The 23,056-nt window shown below is 42.3% G+C and carries 22 protein-coding genes and 1 pseudogene; 18 read left to right on the top strand and 5 right to left on the bottom strand.

Annotation, left to right across the window (positions count from 1 at the left end; genetic code table 11):
- Positions 1-5 precede the first annotated feature (5 nt).
- Complete coding sequence (locus tag C8D84_RS03300; protein ID WP_109590024.1) at positions 6-1,280, top strand: saccharopine dehydrogenase family protein; 1,275 nt, start codon at positions 6-8, stop codon at positions 1,278-1,280.
- Between the two features lie 104 nt (positions 1,281-1,384).
- On the opposite strand, the gene htpX is transcribed toward C8D84_RS03300, so the two are convergent.
- Positions 1,385-2,299, bottom strand: a complete 915-nt coding sequence (htpX, locus tag C8D84_RS03295) for a protease HtpX (protein WP_055124936.1) — start codon at positions 2,297-2,299, stop codon at positions 1,385-1,387.
- Between the two features lie 325 nt (positions 2,300-2,624).
- On the opposite strand from htpX, the gene C8D84_RS03290 reads away from it, so the two are divergent.
- The 4 genes from C8D84_RS03290 to C8D84_RS03275 all read left to right on the top strand — a co-directional run bounded on the left by C8D84_RS03290 (position 2,625) and on the right by C8D84_RS03275 (position 4,734).
- Positions 2,625-3,086, top strand: a complete 462-nt coding sequence (locus C8D84_RS03290; protein ID WP_109590022.1) for a methyltransferase family protein — start codon at positions 2,625-2,627, stop codon at positions 3,084-3,086.
- Between the two features lie 61 nt (positions 3,087-3,147).
- Positions 3,148-3,477: a DHCW motif cupin fold protein gene (locus C8D84_RS03285; protein WP_109590020.1), complete on the top strand. Its 330-nt coding sequence runs from the start codon at positions 3,148-3,150 to the stop codon at positions 3,475-3,477.
- A 105-nt stretch (positions 3,478-3,582) separates the two neighbouring features.
- Positions 3,583-4,389 carry a PhzF family phenazine biosynthesis protein gene (locus C8D84_RS03280; RefSeq protein ID WP_109590018.1) on the top strand — a complete coding sequence of 269 codons (807 nt, stop codon included), beginning with the start codon at positions 3,583-3,585 and terminating at the stop codon, positions 4,387-4,389.
- Positions 4,390-4,401: 12 nt separating this feature from the next.
- Positions 4,402-4,734 (top strand): YnfA family protein, encoded by a 333-nt coding sequence (locus C8D84_RS03275; protein WP_109590093.1) that lies wholly within the window; start codon positions 4,402-4,404, stop codon positions 4,732-4,734.
- 88 nt (positions 4,735-4,822) lie between these two features.
- Here the strand turns inward: C8D84_RS03275 and C8D84_RS13950 are convergent, their stop codons facing one another.
- Positions 4,823-4,945 carry a hypothetical protein gene (locus tag C8D84_RS13950; RefSeq protein WP_020443648.1) on the bottom strand — a complete coding sequence of 41 codons (123 nt, stop codon included), beginning with the start codon at positions 4,943-4,945 and terminating at the stop codon, positions 4,823-4,825.
- Positions 4,946-5,341: 396 nt separating this feature from the next.
- Here C8D84_RS13950 and C8D84_RS03270 point away from each other — a divergent pair, with 396 nt between their 5' ends.
- The 11 genes from C8D84_RS03270 (at position 5,342) to radA (ending at position 16,486) form a co-directional block, all read left to right on the top strand.
- The gene (locus C8D84_RS03270; RefSeq protein ID WP_055124932.1) at positions 5,342-5,965 is read left to right on the top strand and encodes a 6-pyruvoyl trahydropterin synthase family protein; all 624 of its coding nucleotides are present in this window, start codon (positions 5,342-5,344) and stop codon (positions 5,963-5,965) included.
- Complete coding sequence (tsaE, locus tag C8D84_RS03265; RefSeq protein ID WP_109590016.1) at positions 5,958-6,482, top strand: tRNA (adenosine(37)-N6)-threonylcarbamoyltransferase complex ATPase subunit type 1 TsaE; 525 nt, start codon at positions 5,958-5,960, stop codon at positions 6,480-6,482. The genes C8D84_RS03270 and tsaE overlap by 8 nt, the downstream gene beginning before the upstream one ends.
- 90 nt (positions 6,483-6,572) lie before the next feature.
- A complete protein-coding gene (gene mutL / locus C8D84_RS03260; RefSeq protein ID WP_228244441.1) occupies positions 6,573-8,435 on the top strand; it encodes a DNA mismatch repair endonuclease MutL in 1,863 nt (620 codons plus the stop codon).
- 86 nt (positions 8,436-8,521) lie between these two features.
- Entirely contained in the window at positions 8,522-9,670 is a 1,149-nt protein-coding gene (gene miaA, locus C8D84_RS03255) for a tRNA (adenosine(37)-N6)-dimethylallyltransferase MiaA (RefSeq protein WP_109590014.1), read from the top strand.
- 487 nt (positions 9,671-10,157) lie between these two features.
- Positions 10,158-10,691 carry an RNA chaperone Hfq gene (gene hfq / locus C8D84_RS03250; RefSeq protein ID WP_109590012.1) on the top strand — a complete coding sequence of 178 codons (534 nt, stop codon included), beginning with the start codon at positions 10,158-10,160 and terminating at the stop codon, positions 10,689-10,691.
- Positions 10,692-10,920: 229 nt separating this feature from the next.
- Complete coding sequence (locus C8D84_RS03245) at positions 10,921-11,913, top strand: KpsF/GutQ family sugar-phosphate isomerase (protein WP_109590010.1); 993 nt, start codon at positions 10,921-10,923, stop codon at positions 11,911-11,913.
- 99 nt (positions 11,914-12,012) lie between these two features.
- The gene (locus C8D84_RS03240; protein WP_060491184.1) at positions 12,013-12,579 is read left to right on the top strand and encodes a KdsC family phosphatase; all 567 of its coding nucleotides are present in this window, start codon (positions 12,013-12,015) and stop codon (positions 12,577-12,579) included.
- The gene (gene lptC / locus C8D84_RS03235; protein ID WP_045446404.1) at positions 12,576-13,160 is read left to right on the top strand and encodes an LPS export ABC transporter periplasmic protein LptC; all 585 of its coding nucleotides are present in this window, start codon (positions 12,576-12,578) and stop codon (positions 13,158-13,160) included. The genes C8D84_RS03240 and lptC overlap by 4 nt, the downstream gene beginning before the upstream one ends.
- A 90-nt stretch (positions 13,161-13,250) precedes the next feature.
- Positions 13,251-13,829 carry a lipopolysaccharide transport periplasmic protein LptA gene (lptA, locus tag C8D84_RS03230; protein ID WP_045452840.1) on the top strand — a complete coding sequence of 193 codons (579 nt, stop codon included), beginning with the start codon at positions 13,251-13,253 and terminating at the stop codon, positions 13,827-13,829.
- Positions 13,830-13,908: 79 nt separating this feature from the next.
- Positions 13,909-14,688 (top strand): LPS export ABC transporter ATP-binding protein, encoded by a 780-nt coding sequence (gene lptB, locus C8D84_RS03225; protein WP_109590008.1) that lies wholly within the window; start codon positions 13,909-13,911, stop codon positions 14,686-14,688.
- Between the two features lie 358 nt (positions 14,689-15,046).
- Positions 15,047-16,486, top strand: coding sequence for a DNA repair protein RadA (radA, locus tag C8D84_RS03220; protein WP_109590006.1), 1,440 nt, complete (start codon positions 15,047-15,049; stop codon positions 16,484-16,486).
- A gap of 171 nt (positions 16,487-16,657) precedes the next feature.
- On the opposite strand, the pseudogene C8D84_RS14010 reads toward radA, so the two are convergent.
- Positions 16,658-16,999, bottom strand: a pseudogene (locus tag C8D84_RS14010) (septal ring lytic transglycosylase RlpA family protein); the annotation flags it as partial.
- Positions 17,000-18,192: 1,193 nt separating this feature from the next.
- Positions 18,193-19,335: a rod shape-determining protein RodA gene (gene rodA, locus C8D84_RS03210; RefSeq protein ID WP_109590002.1), complete on the bottom strand. Its 1,143-nt coding sequence runs from the start codon at positions 19,333-19,335 to the stop codon at positions 18,193-18,195.
- Positions 19,336-19,598: 263 nt separating this feature from the next.
- On the opposite strand from rodA, the gene C8D84_RS03205 reads away from it, so the two are divergent.
- Together C8D84_RS03205 and C8D84_RS03200 are read left to right on the top strand one after the other, a co-directional pair.
- Entirely contained in the window at positions 19,599-20,543 is a 945-nt protein-coding gene (locus tag C8D84_RS03205) for a D-Ala-D-Ala carboxypeptidase family metallohydrolase (protein ID WP_109590000.1), read from the top strand.
- Positions 20,544-20,726: 183 nt separating this feature from the next.
- Entirely contained in the window at positions 20,727-21,302 is a 576-nt protein-coding gene (locus C8D84_RS03200; RefSeq protein ID WP_146192879.1) for a hypothetical protein, read from the top strand.
- Between the two features lie 157 nt (positions 21,303-21,459).
- Here C8D84_RS03200 and C8D84_RS03195 read toward each other — a convergent pair whose 3' ends face one another.
- On the bottom strand, positions 21,460-23,013 hold the full coding sequence (locus tag C8D84_RS03195; protein ID WP_109589996.1) for a M16 family metallopeptidase: 1,554 nt from the start codon (positions 23,011-23,013) through the stop codon (positions 21,460-21,462).
- Positions 23,014-23,056: the final 43 nt, after the last annotated feature.

Raw genomic sequence — 23,056 nt, 5'->3', positions numbered from 1 at the left:
GTTCATTGAACACAAACCAACAAGCCAAATCTAGCAAAAAAGACGTACTCATCATCGGAGCCGGCGGTGTCGCTCAAGTGGTCGCGCATAAATGTGCGATGTATAACGACATCCTTGGCGAGATTCATATTGCCTCGCGCACGCAAGATAAATGTGATGCCATCGCCCAAAGCGTGAAAGATAAGAATAGCTTCAAGCAGCCTGCGGTATTGCATACGCACCAAGTGGATGCTATGGATACTCAGGCGCTGATACAGCTGATTCAAGAGTCGGGTATCCAAATCGTCATCAATGTCGGTTCGGCATTTATCAATATGACGGTATTGGAAGCTTGTATCGAGACAGGTGTTGCTTATATCGATACCGCCATTCACGAAGATCCACGCAAGATTTGTGAGACGCCGCCATGGTATGACAACTATGAATGGCAGCGCAAACAGCGCTGTGCGGACAATAATGTCACGGCGATTTTGGGCGCAGGATTTGACCCCGGTATGGTCAACGCCTATGCGCGTCTTGGCTATGACATGATGGATGCAGGTTCGGTGACGGATATTGATATCATTGATATCAATGCTGGCAGCCACGGCAAATACTTCGCTACTAACTTCGATCCTGAGATTAACTTCCGTGAATTCACTGGTACGGTTTACTCTTGGCAAGACAGCAAGTGGCAGTCTAATAAAATGTTCGAAGTCAAGCGTACCGACGATTTACCAGTGGTCGGCGTGCAAAACAGTTACTTAAGTGGTCATGATGAAGTGCATTCGTTATCCGCCAATTTAGACGTACCAAATATCCGTTTTTGGATGGGCTTTGGTGAGCATTATATTAATGTATTCACTGTGCTACAAAGTTTGGGTCTACTCTCTGAGCAGCCAGTGATGACTGCTGAAGGGCAAGAAGTAATTCCGTTAAAAGTGGTCAAAGCGGTACTGCCAGACCCAAGTTCTCTTGCACCGAACTATACGGGCAAGACCTGCATCGGTGACAAAGTCAAAGGCAAAATCAACGGCGTCGATAGCGAGGTATTTATTTACAATATCTCAGATCATAAAGACGCTTATAACGAAGTTGGTAGCCAAGGTATCTCTTATACCGCAGGCGTACCACCCGTCGCTGCTGCGATTCTGGTCGCAACTGGTGAGTGGGATGCTGGCAAGATGGTCAACGTCGAAGAGTTGGATGCCAAGCCATTTATCAATCTATTGAATAAGATTGGTTTGCCAACGCGTATCAAAGATAGCGAAGGCGACAGAGCGTTAGCGTTTGATATTTAAATAACGAGTTTGATTTAGAAAAGCCTATCTTTTATAGATAGGCTTTTTTTATGTCTGGGTTTTTACGTTAATCTTACGAGGAAGTAGGGGAGCTGATCCTGTCATTACCCCTCACTAGGGTTATAATTTCTCAATGCTGCAATACGATCATCAAGCGTTGGATGCGAGCGGAAAAGGTTTGCGATACTAAAGCCTGTAGATTGTCCTGATGAAATAGCAAATGCTTTCATACTCTCAGGCATTTGATCTGGACGCTGCTCAGAAGGACGTAAAGCATCAAGCGCACTAATCATTTTGTCTTTGCTAGCAAGCTTTGCACCCATCTGATCCGCACGGAATTCGCGTAGACGTGAGAACCACATTACGATGGCAGATGCCAAAAATCCAAGTAAAATATCCATCACAATACTTGTGATGAAGTAACCAATACCTGGGCTATCACTGGTGTTTTTAAACACCGTCCGATCGACGAAGCTACCAATAATACGCGCAAAGAACATCACAAAGGCATTCACTACGCCTTGAATGAGCGCAAGGGTGACCATATCACCGTTTGCCACGTGACCAATTTCATGCGCCAATACCGCTTCTACTTCATCGGGTGTCATGCTTTGCAGTAAGCCAGATGAAACAGCGACTAACGCTTTGTTTTTATTCCAGCCTGTGGCAAACGCGTTTGGCTGAGAATTATTAAAAATCCCCACTTCTGGCATGCCAATATTTACCGCTCGCGCTTGTCTGGCGACCGTATCTACCAGCCATTTTTCAGTGGCATTGCTTGGCGTTTCAATAACCACCGTTCCCGTTGATCTTTTGGCCATCCACTTCGAGATAAATAGTGATACCATCGAACCAACCATGCCGTACACGCCGCACATAATGGCAAGGCTGGTGTAATTTAGCCCGCCTGCGCCATGTACGCCACCAATTCCAAAAAATCTGGATAAAATACCAAACACGATGCTAAATACCACAATCACCGCTAAGTTGGTTAATAAGAACAATCCGATACGCATCATGATGCCAGTTTCCTCATTTAAATTTAAATACAACTTTAAGACATAATACTCTATGAGGTATTATATTTTTATATATGTTTTTACTTTACATAAATGGCGTTATTTTGATAAATAACAATCCCAGTTAACCGTATAAATACAGTGATATGGTTAGCGAGCAAAGAATAAAAATAAACGATAGCGACATCTAAAAGGTGAAAACAATTATTTTTTGACGGTTTAAATAGTCAAGGGCTAAAAGTAAAAATTAAAACGAAAATAGTGAGCAGGTATAATGAGCACTCACTGTTAAGGTTTTTCATTTAACGCTCTATGAGGTCTTATCATGAACGCTCTAGCACTTAAAGTCCCTCCAGTCGCCCAAGTGATTATTACCGCCGCTGCTATGTATGGTGTCTCTAAAATGGTTCCTGCTTTGACGTTTTCACTCAACGGCTCAACTGCACTGGCAGTGGGTTTGGGTGTGATGGGTCTGAGCTTAGGTATCATGGGTGTGACTCAATTTAGAATAGCTCAGACCACGCCCAATCCGCAAGCGTTAGAGAAGGTCTCTAGTTTAGTGACCAGCGGCGTATATCAGTATAGCCGCAATCCGATGTATGTGGGTTTGGTGCTTATATTATTAGGCTGGGCGTTCTATCTTTCTCACTTTCTGGCGTTTGTATTATTGCCTATTTTTATACTTTATATGACGCGCTTTCAAATCCAGCCAGAAGAGCGGATGATGGCACAGAAATTTGGCAAAACTTATCAAGATTATCTAAATAAAGTGCGGCGCTGGATTTGAGGTATAGTAAGTAAAGATTTTATGATAAATGAATGAACAATAAAATCAGGGAGATGACGTTATGGAAATGAAAAATATACCTTTTGCTATTACCGATTGGACGACAGTAGAAGCGGTAGAAAACAGAGGTGAAACGGGCACGGGGTATTGGAAGACTTGCGAATTTAACAATATCAATGTGCATATGGTTAAGTACTCCGCAGGCTACCTTGCCGATCACTGGTGCGATAAAGGACATATTTTATTCTGTGTTGAGGGCGAGCTGAACACCGAACTAAAAGATGGTCGCACTTTCACTTTAACAGCGGGTATGACTTATCAAGTGGCGGACAGTACGATTGCCCATCGTTCGTCAACGAAGATAGGCGCTAAGCTATTTATTGTTGATTGATATTGCCAGTAACACCATAAAATTCATAAAGCTATAAAACCATAGATCTATAAAACCATAGATCTATAAAACCATAGATCTATAAAAATAAAGCGAGAACATAAAATGCAGCTAGAAATAAATGTCGTTGATGCTTTTACGGATACCGTTTTTAAAGGCAATTCAGCGGCAGTCGTTATTACAGAAGATTGGCTTTCTGATAATTTAATGCAGTCTATTGCTTTTGAAAACAACTTATCCGAGACAGCTTTTATGGTTCTTGACGATGACGGTATTTATCATATCCGCTGGTTTTCGCCCTTCACTGAGATTGCATTTTGTGGACATGCAACGCTAGCATCTGCCTTTGTGTTATTTAACAAAAACCCTCATTTAAACTGTATTAAATTTTCAGCCAAAGCGGTTGGTGTATTGACCATCGTGCAAACAGACGATGGCAAGATACAAATGGATTTTCCTAATACTAAGCCTGAGAAAGTTGACAGTATTCCTGATAGCTTGCTTGCAGGACTATCTATTGCACCCGTTGAAGTCTATAAAAATGCTCAAGCCTATTTTGTGATTTATAATGCTGAGTCCGACGTATTAACAGTAGCGCGCGATAACGAGCAGCTAAAACAGCTTGCGCCTTTAGATGTGGTGGTGACTTGTCAGGCTAAGTCTGCTGACTACAAAGATTATGATTTTATTTCACGTTATTTTTGGCCAGCCAATGGTGGCGATGAAGACCCAGTGACAGGCTCGGCTCATACTGCTTTAGCACCATTATGGGCTGAGCGTTTGGGTAAAAATCACTTGGTCGCTTATCAAGCATCACGTCGCAGCGGGGTTCTAGACTGTGTGGTCGCTGGCGATAGAGTCATTATCTCTGGTCATGCCGTTCAGTATATGACAGGTTTTATCACCGTTTAGGAGTAGATGGTTTTGACTGAATTAAAAGCCGTTGGACTGTTTGCACTGACCGCATTAGCAGAGATAGCGGGCTGCTATTTGCCTTATCTATGGCTGCGAGAAGGTAAGTCTATTTGGCTGCTTGTCCCTGGCGTACTAAGTTTGGTCGCTTTCGTTTGGCTGTTATCTTTACATCCTGCTGCAGCTGGTAGAGTCTATGCGGCTTATGGCGGCGTGTATATTTCGATGGCTATTTTATGGTTGTGGGCGGTGAATGGTATCAGGCCGACCACGTGGGATATAGTAGGTTCTGCGGTTGCGTTATTAGGCATGGCAATTATCATGTTTGCGCCGCGCGGTGCTTAGCATAAAGACCGCACCTAGCATAAAAAATGCCAATCAAACCGTGAGGTTCGATTGGCATTTTTTAAATGGCACAATGATGCACTAAATATTAATGTTTACCTAAGATACTGCCGTTGTCGTCTTTCTTAGATTGTTTGGCGGCTTTTTTCTCTTTTGCCGTTAATAGCGGTTTCTTTTTTACGTTCTTTTTACTGTCTTGACCTTTACTCATGGTTTTTTCCTCTTGAGATAAGCCGTAATACCTTTTAAGCCGGTGTAAATAGCTTGAAGGTTAGATTAATGCTGATGACGCAAATAGTGCGTACTGCAATGAGTATATGCTTAAGGTCTCGGAATAGATAGCGCTAGCACAATTCACCTACGATTTGAGTCAATCCTGTATGCATCCCTTGTTTGATGCTCCTTCTAAAAATTTATCTGATAAATGGGTTGTATAAGTAGATTTTCGATGCCATGGATTTATTTAGTCAATACTGCTATTAATAAGTGCTTACTTACGGAGTCATCACGATTTGCTATAATAAGCCACAAGCCGATAAGTCGTCGCGGCAAACTTTTATAATATTCATATTTAGCATAAAAATGCTTACTGTTTTGGTTGATTGTTATGCGTATCCGTAAACTTTTTAAATTTGAAAATGCACATATTGTGCGTAATTGTAGCTCTGAGCGCTGCAAACACTCTATCCATGGTCATAGTTATCAGATTGAGCTGATTCTTGAGGCTAAGCGCTTGGATCATGGGCAAATGGTCTATGATTTTGGCTTATTAAAGTCGTCTATCAAGGACATTATCGATAGCTTTGATCACGCGATTTGTTTTTGGAATAAAGACGACCCTGAGTATGTCGCTGCCTGTAAAAAATTCAGTGCGCGCTGGATAAGCTTGCCAGTATCGCCATCGGCAGAGCAGTTTTCACGCGTGATATTCTTTTGGGCGCAAGAAATTTTAAAACAAACCCAAATGCAAAACGGTGAATCTGATGTCAGCGTTTATTCGGTGATTGCACACGAAACCGCTACTGGTTACGCGCAGTGCTTTGCTGATGATGTGGCGAATGAGCAAATGGGTAAGCTTCATCTAGAAGCGTTTGAGTTTAGCGATCAAGTCAGTGCCGAGTGGCACGACCCTGAGCTATATGCCAAATTGATCCGCGGTGAAAGCTTTATCAACCCAACGGTGACTATGCAGGTACAGACGCAAGTGCAGGCAGGTAAGCCTGATGCCTAATAGTACAACAGAGGACAAAAATGCTAAGACGCTGACACTGTATACAGAAGCTGATACTCAGCGTTTGGCTGCGCAATTGGTAGCTTTGCCCTTGACAGGTAGTGTCTGGTTGGCAGGTGATTTAGGGGCAGGTAAAACGACTCTGACTCGCTATTGGTTGCAGGCGCTCGGGCATGCAGGTGCCGTCAAAAGCCCAACTTATACTTTGGTTGAGCCTTATAGCATCGAGCAAAAAGACGGCTCAGTCAAGCCAGTTTACCACGCAGATTTGTATCGTCTGCAAGACCCAGAAGAGCTGTCTTTTATCGGTTTTGATGAGTATTTGGATGAGCCAAACGCGTTGGTTATCATTGAATGGGCCAGCCGTGCGGACAGCTATTTACCGCCGCCTACTTTGTTTATTGATATGACGCAAGCTACTAGCACTGATAAGGATAATGAGTCTCGTCAAGTTGAGCTGCGGCTATCGAAGGCTGGACAAGCGCAAGGCTTGGATTTATCCTCTGTTAAGATTTAATTATACATTTGAATATTTAACAGACCCTAATATAAGTCATCAATATCTGCCAGTACTACTTATCATCACGTAAAACAACGATACCTCTTAATGCCGCAAATGCCAGACAATCATTCTTATACTCGCATCAAAAAACTATCGCCGCTGCTTATTAATCAATTGGCAGCGGGTGAGGTAGTGACACGCCCAGCAGTCGTAGTCAAAGAGCTGCTAGAAAATGCCATCGACGCTGGTGCGACCAATATTGAGATACATATTACCCAAGGCGGCATGGGTATGATTGAAGTGATCGACAATGGCGTGGGTATTCATCCTGATGATATGGTCATGGCAATTACCCGTCATGCAACCAGTAAAGTCGCGGATGTCGCTAACTTACACGGTATTACGACGTTGGGTTTTCGCGGGGAAGCACTAGCAGCGACGGCGGCAGTATCTCGGCTGACTTTAACCAGTAGCCATGATGACAGTGGCATCGGTCGCCAGTTGCAAGTCGCTGGTGTGTTAGATGATGCGCCAAAGCTCATGCCAGTTGTGCATCATCGTGGTACGACCATTACGGTTAAAGATTTATATTTTAACGTACCAGCACGCCGTGGCAATTTGAAATCTATTGCGACGGAGTTCGGTCATACCGAAACGATTGTGCGCGAAGTGGCTTTGGCGCGAGCAGATGTGGCACTGACGCTCTTTCATGATAATAAAAAACGCTTGTCACTTTCTTCAAGTGTGATGTCTTTAAGTACAATGTCTTTAAGTACAATGTCTTCAACTACAAGGCTTTCAAATTCAAAGTCTTTAAGTGCTGTTTCTACAAATGCTAATGGCAATAATAATGTCAATCCTTTGCCATTGGCACGTCTTGAGCAAGCGACTGGGTTGTCGTTAACCAAAAAGGCGTTAGAAATAGCGATAGACCTCACCAGTTTAATGCAACCATCCAGAGAATATGTTAATAATGGCTTTGGCGATCAAGCAAGTGTTAATGGTTGGTTATGGCCTATCACTGATTCGCAGGATACCTTACCAAAGTTAATCTATGTGAATGGCAGACTGGTAAAAGAAGCATTGATAAGCAATCAGCTACGCCAACTTGCCCAAACTGCTCAGTTGGTGGGTATTGGCTATGCGCTTTATTTTGACTTGCCCACTCAGTGGCTCAATATCAATGTGCATCCATCTAAACAGCGTATTAAAATAAGTCCGCTTAATAATATTATGGCGCATGTAAGCCATGCGATTCGGGCAAAACTTAAGACGGTAGTGACTTCAGAGACGATCAGTTCTGCTAATACTAATGCTATTCAAATACTAGGTAATAGTCAGATAGTAGATAGCAATCTGTCTATCGATAACGCATTCGCTACTGTAATGCCAAACACATCAACGACCATTCATTCAAGCAAAAGCCATCAGGTAAAAGCGCCCAAACAACCCTATCAGCTGTCAGAAAATAGGTATTCGCCTCAAACCTTAAACGTACCAAGTATTTCTGAGAAAATAAGTCAAAACACCACAGATATCGCTAACGATGTCGCAACACATTCGACATCTTTGCCTTATTGCCTAGATGTTGTTACTCATTTAAATGAGGCATTAACCGAATCTGTTGGCACAACATATAGTGAGAATAAAGCACTGCCTTGGTTATTGTTTTATCATCAAAGCCAATGTGTATTGATCGGTGCAGAGAATTGGCAATCAAAGATGTGCTCGTTATTTGAGTCAAGTTTACTTAGCAATAGGGCAGGTAAAAAAGATCAATGGTTGCACAGTGCAGATGACATTAATCAGCAACTTGCCGCCGTGAGTATGCAAATGTCAAAGCAAGACTTGATGGTGTTCTTGGCGGATATCGACGCGTTACTGACTCAGCATGCGATTAAAGCGATAGATGGTAATCAATTAGCAACATTGATGCTATTATCAGCGCCTGAGTCAATACAGCTATAACGACAAAAAATATAATAAGCAAGTTTTAGCGATGACACCGCTCAAAGTTATTTATTGCTACTAATATCATTAATAAAGGCAAGCCTATGCAACTTTCATCTGACAGCTCATCTTATCGCCTAAACGCCAATTTAGCAGATAATAGCGTGGTGTGTTTGATGGCGCCGACAGCAAGTGGCAAGACTGCACTGGCTTATGAGTTATATGATACAGGGCGTTATGAGCTAATGTCAGTAGATTCAGCGCTGATTTATCGTGATATGAATATCGGTACGGCAAAACCAACCACTATTGAGTTGGCGCGTTATCCACATCATTTGGTTGATATTATCGATCCTATGCAGAGCTATAGCGTCGCCGAATTTGTGAATGACGTTGCCCGTTTGATTGATAGCTGTCACGAGAATGGCAAAATACCTTTGCTAGTTGGCGGTACTATGATGTATTACATGGCGCTGCTAGACGGGCTATCTCCAGTACCTGATAGTGATGATAGTGTTCGCGCACGTGTGGAGCAGTGGCGGCAAGATGAAGGCATTAGTGCGCTTTACGACTATTTGGGTGAGATAGATCCGATCAGCCATGAGCGCCTTAATGCGACTGATACTCAGCGCATCACCCGAGCAGTTGAAGTTTATCTGCAAACTGATATCCCTATCAGTGACTGGCAGCGCAAGCCTAAGAAGGCATTGGCAAATAATCCCAATCAGCAATGGCATGCATTGACAGTCATGCCTGATCGTCCATGGTTGCATACACGTATCGAGCAACGTTTAGATATCATGTGGAATGACGGGTTGGTGACTGAGGTCATTGATCTGCTGGAGCGCTATCCTTTAACACCAAATCTACCATCTATGCGCTGCGTTGGTTATCGACAAGTACTAGAATACCTAGTACATATCGATCACCCAGTATTTGAACAGCCTCATCTAGACAAAGCGCAATTTTACAGTGCTTTTGAAGTGCTCCAGTCTTCAGCTCAATCAAGTTTATCTGATGGTGCGACCGAGGCACTTGCTTGTCAGCAAATGCAAAATAAGGCATTATATGCGACAAGACAATTGGCAAAACGCCAGTACACATGGTTACGCAAAGTCATGCAATTGCCTAGTAATTCCATGGATGGGGCGATAACAGCCGATACCTCTAGCGAGGAAGGCTATTTTATAGGCCGCAATATGGTGCTAAAAGCATTCACCACCATGGTGCAGGCAAGAGACTATTTATATTAAATCTATCAATGATACTAGGGCGTGTCCTCATTTTAAAAATGGTGATAAAAATGAGATAAATTGCCTCAAAATATGGTATGAGTTAGTACCTTATAAATACAATATTGTGTACTAAAAATATAGTATTGCAAAAAGCTCTATGCAACTATTAGAAAGTAATGACAATTAGTATCAAATTATATCGTAGATAGCTGTTATAATTTAAATTCATCAAAATAGTAGGTGTAATACTAGCCTAACTGTGTTTTTAATCAATATTAATTGACGTTTGTTGATAAAAATAACTAATGAAACAACTAGTTACTTAATTATTTACAATAATAATGTATTCGCGATAAAGTGGAATCACTTAAGAACAATCAGCGTTTATTTAGATACGTTTTATAAAGAAAATTTATTATTGTATCTGCCGTTAGCCATTATAATTAAATTAACACTTAAAATAATTGGCACTAAAACATAATTAATAATATTTAGGAGAGCTCTCATGTCAAAAGGACAAACTTTACAAGATCCGTTTTTGAACTCGCTGCGCAAAGATCGCATTCCTGTCTCTATTTTTTTGGTCAATGGTATCAAGCTGCAAGGTCAGATTGAATCATTTGATCAGTACGTGGTATTGCTCAAAAACACTGTCAGTCAAATGGTATACAAACACGCTATCTCAACCGTCGTGCCGGCACGTAATCCACGCAGCAGTACGACAACGACAGGTACGAGCACTCAACCGCAAAGCGCTGCTCCAGCAGGTTATCAAGGTGGTGGCTTTGAACGCGGTAGTAATCCTGCTAGCACAGGTGGCTTTGAAGAACGCGGCTTTGCGTCTAATCGCAGTGGTTTTAATCGTGGCGGTTTTAGCCAAGGCCAAGATCGTGGTTTTGAGCGTGGTAGCTTTGGTCAGAGTCAGGAGCGTGGCTTTGAGCGTGGCGGTTTTGGTCAAGACCGTGGTTTCGAAAACCCAGCAGATAATACGGGTTTTGAGGAAAAGCCAAATGATGGATCTAATGATAACAAGGGTTAGAGAGCAAGGATTAGAGAGCAAGATTCATTATCGAAGGTGCAGTACTAATACGTGATTTATCCGATCAAAACCTGCTTTTTATAGTGGGTTTTTTTTGTATAAATAAACGTATAATAATGGTCTAAAATGACGTGCCGAGTTGTTAGCGATTGGTTTCGTAGATTATTATTAATATTGGGCATAGTATAGTAAAATACAGTATTGATTCATTATAAAATAGAGCGAATCCATGAGTAATACCCAAATCAATCTAACCCATGAGCAGTTTATTAGTAAGGCTATCGAAGCGATTAACACTGAGATATCGGCATTGGCTTTACTAACAGAGCAGATAGACGATAGGTTTGCACAAGCATGCGATATTATTTTGGCTTGTAAGGGTCGCGTCGTGGTCACTGGTATGGGTAAGTCAGGATTGATTGGGCGTAAAATAGCGGCGACGTTTGCCTCTACTGGCACGCCAGCCTTTTTTATGCATCCTGGTGAAGCTGGGCATGGCGATTTAGGCATGTTGGTAAAAGGTGATGTACTGCTTGCTATCTCTAACTCTGGTGAGTCCGACGAGATTAAGATGCTGCTGCCAGTGGTCAAACACCTAAATATTCCACTGATTAGTATTAGCCGTGATAAGCGCGGTATGTTGCCTCGTGCCGCGAATATTGTGCTGACGCTCGGTAAATCGCAAGAGGCTTGTCCACTTAATCTTGCTCCTACTTCCAGTACCACGGCGACCTTAGCGCTTGGCGATGCATTGGCCGTTGCCTTAGTCCATGCGCGCAACTTTACCTCAGAAGATTTCGCATTATCGCATCCAGCAGGCGCATTGGGTCGTCAGCTGCTAACGCGAGTTGAAGATTTAATGCATACTAAGTCAGAAGATTTGCCGCTCATTCATCAGCAAGCGCCACTACAAGAAGCGCTTTTTACTATGTCTGCTGGGCGCTTAGGAATGACGGTGGTGACCGATGATAATGATAAGGTGGTTGGGGTATTCACAGATGGAGACCTACGCCGTGGTCTAGAAAAAGGCATCGATTTGCAAACGCCGATCGCTGAAGTAATGGTTAGTAATCCACGGCGCATTAGTAAGACCATGCGCGCATCAGATGCGCTCAGTGTGATGAATGAAAATGGTATTAGCCAGTTGCTAATTATTGACGACCAAGATCGTTTAGAAGCAATTATTACGGTACATGATTTGCTACAAGCTGGTGTAAAATAAATAGCATTAATAAAGATATCGGTTTATACAGTATAGATTCGCACAGTATCGATTTATAACAATAAAATGTAAAGAATAGCCTTAAGAAAGAGGGACATGATGCAAGACTTAATCAAAAAAGCTGGACAAGTAAAGCTGTTAATAATGGATGTCGATGGTATTTTATCAAACGGTCAAATTATCTATGATGCCAATGGTATCGAGACCAAGGCCTTTTCTGTCCATGATGGCGTAGGCGTTAAGTCGTTAGCACGTTATGGCATTTTGACGGCTATTATTACAGGTCGTAGCAGTGCCATGGTAGATAAGCGCGCCGCGGAAATGGGCGTTAATTATGTGGTGCAAGGTCGTGATGACAAGCTGGTTGCTTTAAATGAGCTACTAACCATACTTGATCCAGCGCTCAATATCACGGCTGCTGATTGCGCTTATATGGGCGATGATTTACCAGACATTAAAGCGATGCAGACCGTTGGATTTGCTGCAACAGTACCCAATGCGCATGCTGAAGTGATCAATCGCAGTGACATGGTCACTACCCGAGCAGGTGGCACTGGCGCTGTACGTGAAGTATGTGACCTCATTTTGAAAGGTCATGGACACTATCAAGACTTCATCGCGCACTATACGCTTGATGCAGCAAAAACTCAGGATAATTTGTCGTGAATACTCGTGTTTTAATAGTTCTTGCCTTGATTATCGCTGGTATTGCAGGTTGGTTTTTTCAACAGCAAGGAGAGATAGCGCCGCCAGTTAGCATGGAAGCGACCGATGTTGATTATGAAGCAACAGATATCAAAGCGGTACAAACTAATGAGAAAGGCGAAACTGAGTATGAGCTGACTGCCAAAACATTGACGCACAATCCAGAGACCAATTTAGACGAGATGTCAGGCATCACTATGAATTGGGAGCCATCGGCAGAGCAGCGTTATCGTATTGAAGCGGGTAGTGCTGCTATCAGTCAGCAGACGGGTGAACTCAGCTTGTCAGGGGGCTTTTCACTGGTCAGTGAAGGTAATAAAGACGCGCCAGATATTGAACCGATAAAGGTGACAGGTAGTATCCTTAAAGGCAATACTAAATCAGGGCAAGTATATAGTGACGCGCCTGTTAAGATTGAACAAGGCATGAATCGGTTTGAAGCTTCTAGCATGACCGCCAACCTTGAGACCGGTGAATATGAGTTTGGTCAAGTTGCTGTCGCTTTTACTCCAGCTGAACGCCAAGATAAAGCATTGTTTTGATCGCAATAACTCTTATTGACTATGTAATAAAAATAGCAGCTAGCATAAAGTTTGCAAATCCTACTACCCATTATAAAACGAGTGATTTTTATGACATCTAAATTTTTGCCTACTTTGCGCTCATCATTAGCACGCTTTAATCTAACATCGTGCCGCTTGCGTCAATTACATGTGCTGCCAACGGTTATGCTGCTGGCACTACCACTTTACAGTCATGCGCTGCCATCAGATGCCAATCAAGAAATCAAACTATTGGCTGATAAAGCGACCTATAGTGAGCGTACAGGCGTTACCAGCTACTCGGGTAGTGTCATTATCACTCAAGGTACGTTTAAAATGACCGCTGATAACATTACGGTCAACCTATCACAGGGTCGCAGTATCAACTCGGCAGTAGCGACCGGACGCCCTGCAACCATGCAACAGGTGGTCACACAAGAAAAAGGGCTGGCGAAAGGTCAAGCCAATAAGATTGATTATAATGCGGTCACTGGTATTGTTACTTTGACGGGTAATGCTAAGTTGGTTCAAAATGGCGCCAGTTTTGCGGGTAATGTCATTCGTTATAGCCTAAAAGCTGGTGATGTTGAAGCAACTGCTGGCGGTAATCAGCGCGTAGAGTTGGTGTTTCCGCCCAGTAGTAATGGTAGCCAAAGTAGCATCCGCTAAAAATCTGAATGGTTAATGTAACTGTATCAACACCCCTTAGTGTATTAGTGCTTGAATTCTGCAACCGTATGAGTAAGTTATGAGTGATAATAAGAATACAAACCCTTTGGTAACCAACAATAACGCAGCACCTGCGACGCGACTATCAATGCAAAATCTAGGCAAACGCTATGGTAAGCGCTGGGTTGTGAAAGATGTCTCTTTCTCCGTAGAACAAGGGCAGGTCGTTGGTTTATTAGGTCCAAATGGTGCAGGGAAGACAACCAGCTTTTATATGGTGGTAGGGTTGGTCAATATGGATAAAGGCCGTGTCACTCTAGGAAAAATGGATCTGTCTAAATATGCCATGCATGAGCGTGCGCGTGCGGGTATTGGTTACTTACCACAAGAAGCATCTATCTTTCGCAAATTGTCTATCGAAGACAACATCTTGGCTATTTTAGAAACTCGCAAAGAATTGAGTAAAAGCAAGCAAAAGCAAGAGCTGGAAAAACTAATCGGTGAATTCCATCTAGAGCATGTACGAAAATCATTAGGCATGAGCGTATCAGGTGGTGAGCGTCGTCGCTGTGAAATTGCCCGTGCATTGGCGGCTGACCCAAAATTCATTTTATTAGATGAGCCATTTGCAGGCGTGGATCCTATCTCTGTTGGTGATATCAAAGACGTTATTTTGACACTCAAAAATCGTGGTATTGGTGTTTTGATTACTGATCATAACGTTCGCGATACCTTGGCTATTTGTGAGAAAGCTTATATCGTCTCAGAAGGTGCTATTATCGCTGAGGGTACTTCTAGTGAAGTGTTAGAAAATGAATTGGTGAAAGCCGTTTATTTGGGTAAAGACTTTCACGTATAAATGAGGATGTGTTGAACATTGTACTTGTCTCGAATACATTTTTTTGCTAAATGCGCATCGATTAGCTCTGCGTATTTTTAAATGTTCAATACACCCCTAATATCTCAATGTGTTTTTCGCACTACTATTTACGCTGTCTGTTAGATTTATAATTTCCATTAAGTGCTCAAGACAGCGCTTGCTAATTTTCCTATATCTAGCTATTCATCACATTTAGCATCACCTCTTCTATAAGATCTAGTCCATCATACTGATGGCTAATTTATCTCAAAAATTATTCTCAAATTAACGCTTATCAGAGCGTCACGATATTTTATCAATTAATCTTGGTTGGACACTTGAATAAGGTTCATACGTTATGGCAAAAAATAAGAGCAGTTATGTCTGTCAGCATTGCGGCGCGCATTTTGGCAAGTGGGCAGGGCAATGTACCGATTGCGGTGAATGGAATAGCTTGGTCGAAGCACCAAATGTGAGCATGCCGCATCACAATAAAAACGTTTCTAAACCAGTAGCAAATAGATCGGCACCTCGTGAATCAGGCGGTGCACCAGCAGGAAATTATTCAGGTACGCATAGTGCGGTCATGCCGCTCAATGCCGTGAGCGTAACGCTAGACACACGCTTACCAACTGGTATTAGTGAGTTTGATCGTGTACTTGGTGGTGGATTGGTTGCTGGTTCAGTCGTTTTAATCGGCGGTGATCCTGGTATCGGTAAATCGACGATTTTGCTGCAAACTGCGACTAATATGGCACGTGCCGACTCGTTGGCAGGTAGCGCCTTGTATGTGACTGGTGAAGAATCATTGGCACAGGTTGCTATGCGCGCTAGGCGCTTAGATTTACCGGCCGATAGATTACGCGTACTGGCCGAAACCAATGTAGAGACTATTTGTGCCGCCTTGACTCAAGAGCAGCCCGCCATCGCTATTATTGACTCTATTCAAACCATTTATACGGATGCAATCAATTCTGCACCTGGCGGCGTCAGTCAAATTCGAGAGTCTGCGGCTATCTTGACTCGCTACGCCAAACAGACTGGCACCGCGCTATTTTTAGTGGGTCACGTGACCAAGGAAGGCACGCTCGCAGGGCCGCGCGTTCTTGAACACATGGTTGATACGGTCTTATATTTTGAAGGTCAATCAGACTCACGCTTTCGGATGATTCGTGCCGTCAAAAACCGCTTCGGTGCCGTCAACGAATTAGGTATTTTTGGTATGACAGATATGGGACTGAAAGAGGTCGCCAATCCATCAGCGATATTTTTGAGTCGCTATGACAAACCCGTTGCTGGATCTGTCGTCATGGTCAGCCGCGAAGGCACACGACCCTTGTTGGTGGAGGTACAAGCGTTAGTGGATGATTCGCAAGGCTCACCTAGACGAATGGCATTAGGATTGGATTTTCAGCGCCTGTCCATGCTGCTGGCCGTCATGCATCGTCATGGCGGTATTCATACCAGCGGACAAGATGTGTATGTCAACGTCGTCGGTGGTGTCAAGGTTATAGAGACGGGATCTGACTTAGCAGTATTGTTGGCTTGTGCCTCAAGCATTAAAGAAAAAGCCTTGCCATCGTCATTGGCCGTATTTGGTGAAGTGGGATTATCGGGTGAAATCCGTCCTGTACCGAACGGTCAAGAACGTTTAAAGGAAGCGATGAAACATGGATTTAAGCATGCCATTATCCCAAAAGCCAATGCGCCTGCTAAGGATGCTCCTCAATTTAAAGGCATCAATGTGATTGCCGTTGAACGTCTCGATGATGCCATTGAGAGTGCATTTGAACTGTAAGGTGTAAGGGTTAATCATTTTGATTACACCTTGTTTTATAAGTTATTGCTAGGCGCTACAGCTTTATCTGTAGCTTAATGGATACAATAAACTGAAACCACAAAAAAGCGCCTAACACATCAGTGTTAGGCGCTTTTTATAGTCTAATACAAATAGACTGTTTTTTTAGAATTATGGTCCTGAAACGCGCTCAATAGCAACATTACCCACACCTTTACCCGTAATACCGAGTTTTTTGGCAGCACCATAAGACAAATCTAGCACACGGTTACCATGGAATGGACCACGATCATTCACTTTTACCACGACGCTTTTACCATTGGTCTTATTCGTGACTTTAACATAGCAATTCAATGGCAGTGAACGATGCGCCGCTGTCAAACCATTCATATCGAATGTTTCACCACTGGCTGTTTTACGACCATGGAATTTACGACCATACCAAGAGGCTAGGCCTGTTTGCTTGAATTTACTGACCGAGTTAGAGGCTACGGCTGTCAGACGCTCTAATACATCTTCATCATTGGTCAGTTGAGAGGTGTCACTGGCTAACAGTGAGCTGCTAAGTGCCAACGAGGTTGGTTGACGTGCTGACTTCACCAAACTTGATGCGCCATCATGTTGACGGCTAAGCTCACCAAGTACACGATCGATATGGGAGGCGTTATCTTGTGAAATCATCGCAAGAGAGGTTTTGGCTTCTACAGCATTTGCATTAGTAGCAACCGCGGAGCCAGCAAACAATATTGCTGACATGGTAAGTAAACCAGATAAACGCTTATTCATAGATACCTCTATAACTTATACTTTAAAATCTAACTCTAATAGTTCTAGACTGAGCATGGCAATGTTAGACCAATCTAACAGCGTCACAAACTCTAAAGCCGCATCATCAATATTTTTTTCATATAATTATTGATACTAAACGTGGCTTTTATAGATTTTAAGGTATGGTAATTTTTCATTTTATTATCATAAGCGGGTCAGGATAATACGACCAAAGATACTTATGAAACGCTCAAATGACAGCTAACGATATTAGTAGAATACCCAATCTGAATACAAAGGTTGAGTACCGAATTCGCTATATGTGCTATTTACAAACTTTCTAACATTGCTAAATTAATAAAGGTTTTAGAAGGCCTTACGTGTGTCTTTGTTATTAAACCGTTAATTAAGTAGTGTATTTGAAAGCTTGGAATCTACAATTCGCTAACTATACGTACGAGCTACAACCAAAATATAATTAAATGCAAAGTTTATTAGTAGCTATGTACGGGTTATGTATCAAAGTACAGTAAAACGAGGTTAACGCAATTATTTGTAAAAAACAAGGATTAAAATCTATCAGTACCAATTGGCAACGAAGTATTTTAATGAGACGAAATATGAGGGTGTTTTTAATTATTTAAATTAAATCAATGGCTTGTATTTATTATTAAAAGTAGATAGGAGGATTTTTATGGCAATTTATAGGACTTGCCATAAAATGATGAAACAATAAAATTTGTTAGAAACCCTTAGTTTGTTGTTGATTTATATTTATTTTCAACCATTTTGCATGTGACAACATTCTAAATAAAGGCTTTAATTGGCTGGTTCATCCGCCTTACAACTTTTATATAGCCTGTGTTCTTTGGTTTTTAACATGAATAGCATTAAGGTAAAGTTGGAGTGTTCATTAGAGAATCACTGGTAACTTTGCATCAATTGGGCTTGTGAGTGTGAATCGACATAAGTAGTCCAAATCCTGCCATCAAGGTAACGATCGCAGTACCGCCATAGCTAATGAAGGGCAGAGGAACGCCAACGACGGGTAAAATACCACCAACCATACCCACATTAACGAACACATAAACAAAGAAAGACATGGCAATTGCACCCGCTAGTAATCTACTATATACATCAGGATGGGTGAAAGCGATGTATAAGGCGCGCAGGAGCAAACAGGAATAAATGAACATTAATAAAATCACGCCCAACAAGCCAAACTCTTCTGAAAAAGCCGCGATAATAAAATCAGTATGACCTTCTGGTAAAAAATGTAAATGCGACTGCGTGCCTTCTAAATAGCCCTTACCAGTGAGTCCACCCGCACCGATGGCGGTTTTTGACTGAATGATGTTCCACCCAGCCCCTTGTACATCGGCTTCAGGATTGAGCAGTGTTAAGACACGGGTACGCTGATAATCATGTAATAGAAAATTCCAAGCAATCGCAATAAGCGGTATCGCTAATATGGCGGCAGCTGAAATCAATCGCCAAGACAACCCTGCCAAAAAAAGCACAAAAATACCACTGGCTGCCACCAATAGCGACGTCCCAAGATCAGGTTCTTTTGCAATTAATAATACAGGGACGATGATTAAGGCTAAGGTAATGACAATGCTAGATAGAGAGGGCGGTAGATCACGCTTGGATAAAAACCAAGCACACATCATTGGCATCCCAAGTTTCATAAATTCTGAGGGTTGCACGCTGCCAAACCCTGGTAAATTAATCCAGCGCTGAGCACCCATACGTACTTCACCGATAATATCGACCAATACCAATAAAATTAATCCCATTACATAAAAGATGGGTGTAAAAGTGCGATAAAGGCTAGGCGGTATCTGTGCCATGATAAACATAACCGTAAAGGCCACACTATAGCTGACCATTTGACGTAATACCATACCGACATCTTGACCGGCAGCACTATATAAAATTGTCAAACCGATGCAGCAAACCGTCAATAAGAGAAGGGTTAACCATGGATCGATATGTATACGCTGCCATAACGATGGTGCATGGCCTTGGCCTAAATGATGGCTCTGACGTGAAAAACGGTATTGCGGATTAGAAGACATAGGCAAAGTGTGTCTGGCAATTGAGGTAAGAGGGAAGTTTCAAATCAGATCAACATTTAAAGGTAATCGCACCATATCCATATCTATGCAAGTAAAATATCGTAGATAAAGTAACACATAAGAAATAAAGTCACATAATTATAAAAATTATAAGGATAAGTGTTAATTACCAATAACACGCCTCTGATTAGAGGCGATAGTTTAGCTTGCTTGCTGAAAATTTGATAGTATCGATAAAACGTTTTTAGCGGTAGCTTGTTGCAATGACCAATACAAAAAAATATTCTTATGGGCAGATTCACAAGCCTATGCTTGCACTACTCATGTGTGCCAGTAGCATCTCTGTTCATGCCGCTATTATCAGCGACAATAGTGAGCGCCGTATCCAAGTACGTCAAGGTAGTAGCAGTAACGCTCACATCAGACCTTCGGCGAATACTACAAGCTATAATTCTGGCGTTACCATGCTGAGTGGCGATAGCATGCAAGGATTGATTGCTCAAAAGCAGCGTGATTTTGAGTTCGATGACAGTCTGTCTATTGAAGAAAATAAGCGCATGAATGTCAATCGGCGCGCGCCTGCTTATAATACAACTTACAGTAATAACAGCTACAGCACTGCGAACAATACTTACAATAGTACTTATACTGATTCTATTAGTATGGATTTTAACGCGTGGTTGAATAGCAATAGCTACCGTGCTAGGCAAGTAGCAGATTTTCAACGCTACCTAAATTCGCGGGTAGGCGCACACAATGTACCGCCTATGTCGCAGTTGCTCACAACAGCGCGAAGCTGGAGCAAATGTGGTTATGAGCCTTATCAGCTGCCACCGCAAGAGTTATGGGCAAATATCGTCCCGACATTACGTTTGTATGGCGAATTGAAGCATCAAGGAATTCTACCCATCAGTAGTGAAATACGCTCGGTATATCGCAGTCCTGGTCTTAATGACTGTGCAGGCGGTGCCGATAGTAGCAAGCATATGAATGCCAGTGCTATCGACATCTGGGTGCCAGAGTATGAAGATAACTTATGGCGGCTCAGTACGATGCAAGATGGCTTATGCCAGTTTTGGCAATATCAGGGGCAATCTCATAATTTTGGTTTAGGGCTATATGCTACGGGTGCGATACATCTAGACACGGATGGTTACCGTAAATGGGGCTTCAATCACGCCAGCAGCTCATCTTCGTGCCGCTATTAAGTCATTTATGATCTATCAAAAAATCAAATAAATATAAACCAGAGCGAATTAAAGTAGAGTAAAAGCGCTATAATAATACTGATGAAAGGCAGCGCTGAATGATGAATAGTTTAGTATTAAAAAACTATGGTTAATGATCATTTAGTTTATGAAATCATATAGCGTCTATTGTAAGTAGGATTTATGAAGAAGCGGTATTCAACGATGGTGAAGATACATAAGTCTGATAAGCCAAAAAAAGCGTTTTTGCAATCAAATAACACGTATATAGCTTTGTTTGGTTCGGTCTTGCTCTCTCTTTTATTGATCAGTGCTTGTAGCCCAGAAACGTTTTCTGAACAAGGCTCTCTAACGGCAGAAGATTCCGCTACTGATCCTGACAGAAACTTACAGGACGTTGAAGATATTGAAGATAATATTAAGAACTCTTACGCTCGGCTGGCTTCAAAGCGCTCAGATATCTGTCCAAAACTCATACAAGAAGAAATAGGCAGTCAGGTCGTTGAGCGTACTGCAGAAGTGATGGTGAATAATCATTGTGATTATTTTTTATACCCACGCAGTGGTCAGCAAATCTCGGTTAGCATTAACGACAGTCAAATTGAAGCGCTACTGATAGTGCCAGCCCTGCATGACTTCGCCAATGGTGATTATCAAGTAGACTCTTATGACAAGCACGTGATTCGATTGACCTATAATGGTGCAACTTATAAGCCTGAAAATTTCATGTATGACGTGGCAGTGACTATTTCTGGTTAAGAGCATTATTTTTTTGTATGAACAACCCACTATCGACTTTTATTACCACTCATAATTAGAGTGTTATTCATAATTTATTACCACTTATAAAGAGTGCCAATCTATAAAGAAATGCTGGGCAATACTAAATAGTGTTGCCTAGCATTTCTTTGTGCGGCTATTTATTGGTCTTTTTATCTTTCCAAGGATTCTCTTGTCCAACGGTGACAATCAGAAAATCATCAGGTTTAAGGGTATCTCGCATGGTTTGATTGACTTCTGATAACTGTACTTGGTCAACACGTTTGACATAATCAGTCAGATAGCTGTTTGGTAATTGATAAAAATTCATCATCCCAAGTAAGCCATTAATTCCCGCATTGCTCGCAAAACCCATCGGAAAGCTATTTTTAAGATTGTCCGTCGTTAAGCGCATCTCAGTGTTGGTAATACCTTTTTCTAAAGTGTCATTGATGACGGCTAAGCTGGCATCAATGGCCGCGCGCGCCTTGTCATTACGCGTTGAAAAACCGATTTGGTACGGTCCTCGTGCCAGCATGGGATTCATAGAGCCTGATATGCCATAAGTGTAGCCCAAGTTTTGTCTAATCTCAGTCATGAGTCGCGCATTAAAATCACCGCCCGCAAGTACCTCATTACCAACCGCAAAGTTGGTTTGCTTCTGCTGAGACTGGGGATCGGTGGCGCGCTTATCTCCCAATTGTCCCATGAGTACGGTGGTTTGAGTACTTGGAAAGGGAATATGAATGTGCTTGGCTTGGCTCAGTGGTTTTGGTTCAGGCAGCTCAGTTGCAGGCTGACCCTTCGGTAATTTGCTAGTGATATCTTCCGCAAGTTTTTTTGCTTGCTCTAAGGTTAGGTTACCAGTGATGGCAACAGAGGCATTTGCTGCGACCAAGTAGCGGTTCTTGAAATCTATTAGCTGTTGCTTTTTGATAGTAGGAACGCTTTCAAGCGTACCCGCTGATGGATGGGCGTAAGGATGCTCGCCATACAATGCTTCGCTAAATGCGATGCTAGCAAGGCTGTTGGGATCTTGTTTTTGCTGCTGCAAGCCCACCAATAATCGTGCTTTATTACGTGCTAGGATGCTGTCGTCAAAAGCGGGTTCGCTGAGCATCTGAGTCATTAAATCAACGGCTGGAAGTAGATGCTTATCATCAGATAAGCTACGTAGCGACACAATAAACATGTCTTTATAAGCACTACTATTTAGATTGATGCCCAAGGTTTCAACAGCACGAGTAAATTCATTTTCGTCTAAGCGTTTAGAGCCTTGCGTCAACATAGTGGCAGTCATATTAGCAATACCAAAGCCTGTGTTACTAATACTGCCATCACGGGCGCTACCAGCGTTAAAACGCAAGTCGATATCGACAATCGGTAAGGCTGTTGTTTGTACAAAACGTACGGGAACGCCTGCCTTGGTTTTGAACTGCTGAATCGTTGGGATGGTAACGGTTAACGGTTTATCATCGTCAAGGCTAGTTAGCTTTGATAGTGCGGCAATCGGTGCGCTGGTATCCACTGCCGAAGAGCCACGATATTCTTCAGCACCTGTTGTGTTTGCTTGTGCTGTCATCGTCAACGTTGTTAGACCTAGCAAGATGCCAACACTAAGATGCGACAGTTTTTGCATGGTGGCGGTTGCTGATGGTATTGAGCTATAAGCTTTTTTTCTATTTTGCAACAAATCACTATTTTGAGTCATGGTTTTCTTCTTATAAATAAGGTCTTTATGATTGGCGCTTGTA

Source organism: Psychrobacter immobilis, assembly GCF_003148585.1.
GTDB lineage: Bacteria > Pseudomonadota > Gammaproteobacteria > Pseudomonadales > Moraxellaceae > Psychrobacter > Psychrobacter immobilis.
The sequence above is the reverse complement of the archived record's forward strand: the minus strand, read 5'-3'. Positions and strand labels throughout refer to the sequence as shown.

Coding starts and splice junctions, on each gene's coding strand:
- htpX (WP_055124936.1), bottom strand. CDS start 2,299: ATGATGCGTATCGGATTGTTCTTATTAACCAACTTAGCGGTGATTGTG.
- C8D84_RS03290 (WP_109590022.1), top strand. CDS start 2,625: ATGAACGCTCTAGCACTTAAAGTCCCTCCAGTCGCCCAAGTGATTATT.
- C8D84_RS03285 (WP_109590020.1), top strand. CDS start 3,148: ATGGAAATGAAAAATATACCTTTTGCTATTACCGATTGGACGACAGTA.
- C8D84_RS03280 (WP_109590018.1), top strand. CDS start 3,583: ATGCAGCTAGAAATAAATGTCGTTGATGCTTTTACGGATACCGTTTTT.
- C8D84_RS13950 (WP_020443648.1), bottom strand. CDS start 4,945: ATGAGTAAAGGTCAAGACAGTAAAAAGAACGTAAAAAAGAAACCGCTA.
- C8D84_RS03270 (WP_055124932.1), top strand. CDS start 5,342: ATGCGTATCCGTAAACTTTTTAAATTTGAAAATGCACATATTGTGCGT.
- tsaE (WP_109590016.1), top strand. CDS start 5,958: ATGCCTAATAGTACAACAGAGGACAAAAATGCTAAGACGCTGACACTG.
- mutL (WP_228244441.1), top strand. CDS start 6,573: ATGCCGCAAATGCCAGACAATCATTCTTATACTCGCATCAAAAAACTA.
- miaA (WP_109590014.1), top strand. CDS start 8,522: ATGCAACTTTCATCTGACAGCTCATCTTATCGCCTAAACGCCAATTTA.
- hfq (WP_109590012.1), top strand. CDS start 10,158: ATGTCAAAAGGACAAACTTTACAAGATCCGTTTTTGAACTCGCTGCGC.
- C8D84_RS03245 (WP_109590010.1), top strand. CDS start 10,921: ATGAGTAATACCCAAATCAATCTAACCCATGAGCAGTTTATTAGTAAG.
- C8D84_RS03240 (WP_060491184.1), top strand. CDS start 12,013: ATGCAAGACTTAATCAAAAAAGCTGGACAAGTAAAGCTGTTAATAATG.
- lptA (WP_045452840.1), top strand. CDS start 13,251: ATGACATCTAAATTTTTGCCTACTTTGCGCTCATCATTAGCACGCTTT.
- lptB (WP_109590008.1), top strand. CDS start 13,909: ATGAGTGATAATAAGAATACAAACCCTTTGGTAACCAACAATAACGCA.
- radA (WP_109590006.1), top strand. CDS start 15,047: ATGGCAAAAAATAAGAGCAGTTATGTCTGTCAGCATTGCGGCGCGCAT.
- rodA (WP_109590002.1), bottom strand. CDS start 19,335: ATGTCTTCTAATCCGCAATACCGTTTTTCACGTCAGAGCCATCATTTA.
- C8D84_RS03205 (WP_109590000.1), top strand. CDS start 19,599: ATGACCAATACAAAAAAATATTCTTATGGGCAGATTCACAAGCCTATG.
- C8D84_RS03200 (WP_146192879.1), top strand. CDS start 20,727: ATGAAGAAGCGGTATTCAACGATGGTGAAGATACATAAGTCTGATAAG.
- C8D84_RS03195 (WP_109589996.1), bottom strand. CDS start 23,013: ATGACTCAAAATAGTGATTTGTTGCAAAATAGAAAAAAAGCTTATAGC.